Source organism: Pseudomonas sp. FW305-3-2-15-C-LB1, from assembly GCF_058787615.1.
In genome coordinates, this window is record NZ_JBYSZX010000038.1 from 1 (window position 1) to 2,949 (window position 2,949).

3 pseudogenes are annotated in these 2,949 nt (G+C 65.2%); 2 read left to right on the forward strand and 1 reads right to left on the reverse strand.

The annotated features are described in order from the left end of the window. Positions 1-394: 394 nt before the first annotated feature. Positions 395-1,588 (forward strand): annotated as a pseudogene (locus AC3WP7_RS29985) (PDC sensor domain-containing protein); the annotation flags it as partial. Positions 1,589-1,906: 318 nt separating this feature from the next. Continuing rightward, a pseudogene (locus AC3WP7_RS29990) lies at positions 1,907-2,446 on the forward strand (methyl-accepting chemotaxis protein); the annotation flags it as partial. Positions 2,447-2,475: 29 nt separating this feature from the next. Here the strand turns inward: AC3WP7_RS29990 and AC3WP7_RS29995 are convergent. Beyond that, positions 2,476-2,949: pseudogene (locus tag AC3WP7_RS29995) on the reverse strand (amino acid permease); the annotation flags it as partial.

Below are 2,949 nucleotides of genomic sequence, written 5' to 3' on the forward strand. Positions count from 1 at the left end.
TCAACGGGCTCGCCGCCGAAACCACAAAGAAAATGATGAAGCCCACGCCCAGGGCGCCACGCTTGAGCTCCGTGGAGCTGTTGACCGGGAGAGATACGCTCATGTTGTTGACCTTATTGTATGAGGCAGTCGCTGTTGGATTGGGCCCGATCAAACGGCATCGGTGCCCTCTGGCGTTGTTGTTTTGGTTGCACGCTGAATTTGATCCTATGCCCGCCCCTGAGCCGCTCGCTATCCCAAATCGGTAGCATCCGAAGCGCCGCCCCAAAACAGGTCAAGCCACCCATGGCGTGCCCACAGGGTTTGCCGATTCGGGATAGCCGCTTATCGCGTCCCGCCGCATGCTCGCGTCACCCCGCCCTTCTCCCGGATGCCTTGCGTAGGAACCTCAGCCATGCGTTCAATTCACCTCACCCTCCAATGGCGCATCACCCTGCTGAGCGGGCTGTGCCTGCTGGTGGTGGTCGGCGCGCTGATCGGTGCCGGCCTGTACCAGAATCAACAGAGCGCCGATCTGCTCAAGCAGCAGAGCAGTCACCTGCTGGGGCAAGCCGCCGAGGCGCGCCTGCAGGCCCAGGCCGTTGCCCATGGCCAACACGTGGAGCGCTTTTTCAATGACAGCGCCCTGGTAGGCGAAGGGTTCGCCGAGCAGGTACTGCAACTGCGCGAGCAAACCCTCGAGGGCCGCCTCAGCGCCGCGCAATTGCGCGAAGCGCTGGTCAGCGTGACCCGCCAGGCCCTGCTCAAACAGCAGCACGTGCTCGGCCTGTACGTGGTGCTGTTGCCTGGCGCGCTGGCCGGCGCAGACGCCGAGTTTGTCGGGCAACGCGCCCTGGCCGGCAATGAAACCGGGCGCTTTGCGTTGTACTGGTCACAGAGCCTGCCGGGGCAGCTGGTGCAGGATGTGCTGACCGAAGAACAGATCACCGCCAACCATGCGCTCCCCGGCGCCGACCCGGACACCGATTGGTACCGCTGCCCCCAGACGCAACGGCGCACCTGCGTGGTGGAGCCCTACACCAGCCAAGTGGAAGGTCGCGATGTACTGATGAGCAGTATTTCCGTGCCGCTGATCGCCAACGGCCAGGTACTCGGCGTGGTCGGCATGGACGTCAGCCTCGACACCCTGCAAAAGCTCGCCGCCCAGTTGGGCCAGGATTTGTATTCGGGCGCCGGCGAAGTGAGCATCCTGTCGCCCGCCGGCCAGATCGCAGGACGCAGCGGCGCCGTCGCGGGGGACACTGTCGATATCCGCCAGCCCCTGCAGGTGGTGGACAGCAACCCCGGCTGGCACCTGCAAATCAAAGTGCCGCAAGCCCTGGTGCAGGCTCCCGCCCGGCAGATGCAAAGCGAGCTGGACAGCAAAAGCCGCGCCGCCAACGGTTTCAACCTTGGCCTGGGCCTGCTCGCCAGCGGCCTGGGTATGCTGCTGATCTGGGTGACCGCCTACGGCGTGACACGCCCACTGCTCAAGATGGTCGAATTGCTGGATGCCATCGTTGAAGGCGACGGCGACCTCACCCAACGCTTGCCCGCCGGGCGGCGCGACGAACTGGGCAGGCTGGCCGGTGGCTTCAACCGTTTCCTGGACACCTTGCAACCGATGATTCGCGCCATTCAAACCGCCGCCCGCGACACCCGGGACAGCGCCGACACCTCCTCGGGGGTTGCCCGCGACGTCAGCACCGGCATGCAACGCCAGTACCGCGAAGTGGAGCTGGCGGCCACCGCCCTGCATGAAATGAGCGCCAGTGCCCAGGAGGTGGCGCGCCACTCCCACAGCGCCGCCGATGCCGCCACCGCCGCCGAAAGCGCGAGCCGATCAGGCCAGGCGGTGTTCGCCACAGCCGAGCGCAGCATCGAGGCGCTCGATCAGCGCCTGGACGCCACGCTCCAGCAAGTCACCGCCCTCGCCGACAGCAGCCGCCAGATCGGCCAGGTGCTGGATGTCATCAGCAGCATTGCGCAGCAGACCAACCTGCTGGCGTTGAACGCCGCCATCGAGGCCGCCCGGGCCGGCGAGCAAGGGCGGGGTTTCGCGGTGGTGGCCGATGAGGTCAGGCACTTGGCGAGCAACACCCAGCGCTCGGTGGAACAGGTACGCACGGTGATCGAAACGCTGCAACAGCTGAGTGAGGACGTGGTGCACAGCACCCAACTGAGCCGTGATCAAGCCAGCGGCAGCGTGGTCCAGGTGCAACAGACCCGCGCCGCGCTGGCGGGTATTTCCCAGGCCGTGGATGTGATCGAACAGATGAACCAACAGATTGCCAGCGCGGCCCTGGAGCAAAGCACAGTGGTGGACGACATCAGCCACCGGGTCAGCGATATCCGGGGCATCAGCGAAACCCTCAGCCAGCGCATGCACGAGGCCGCGAAGGCCAGTGATGCACTGCGCGAAATGGCCAGTCACCAGCAGCAGCTGGTGGGCCATTTCCGGGTTTGACGGGGGAGGAGCCAGCTGCAGGGCACGCCTTAGAGCTTGTGGCTGCCCAACGCCCGGAAGCGTTCCGGCGACGCCTTGCGCAAGCGGGCCGCCAGGTACACACCGCCCAGCAGGGCCAGGGGAATGATTGCGCAGAGGCCATAGGACAGGAGCTGGCTGGCCCCGGTCAGCACATCGAAGTGCACCACCGCCAGCGCCAGCACTGCGAACAGGGCCAGGCAGGAGAAACCGGGGAAAATCCGTGCACGCCAGATCCCCACCTTGAGTTCGGGATGGCGCCGGAAGAACACCAACACCGCGACGGAAGTCAGCGCCATCAGCAAGATCACGCACAACGTGGCCAGGTTCGACAGCCAGGCGAACAATTGCAGGATCGGGTCGGCATCCATCGCAGCAAAAATCAGCACCACCACTGCGGAAATCAGACTCTGCAAGGCCGAGCCCATGTGCGGGCTCTGGTGTACGCGATGGGTGGTGCCCAGCAGGCTGTGCAGCAACCCATC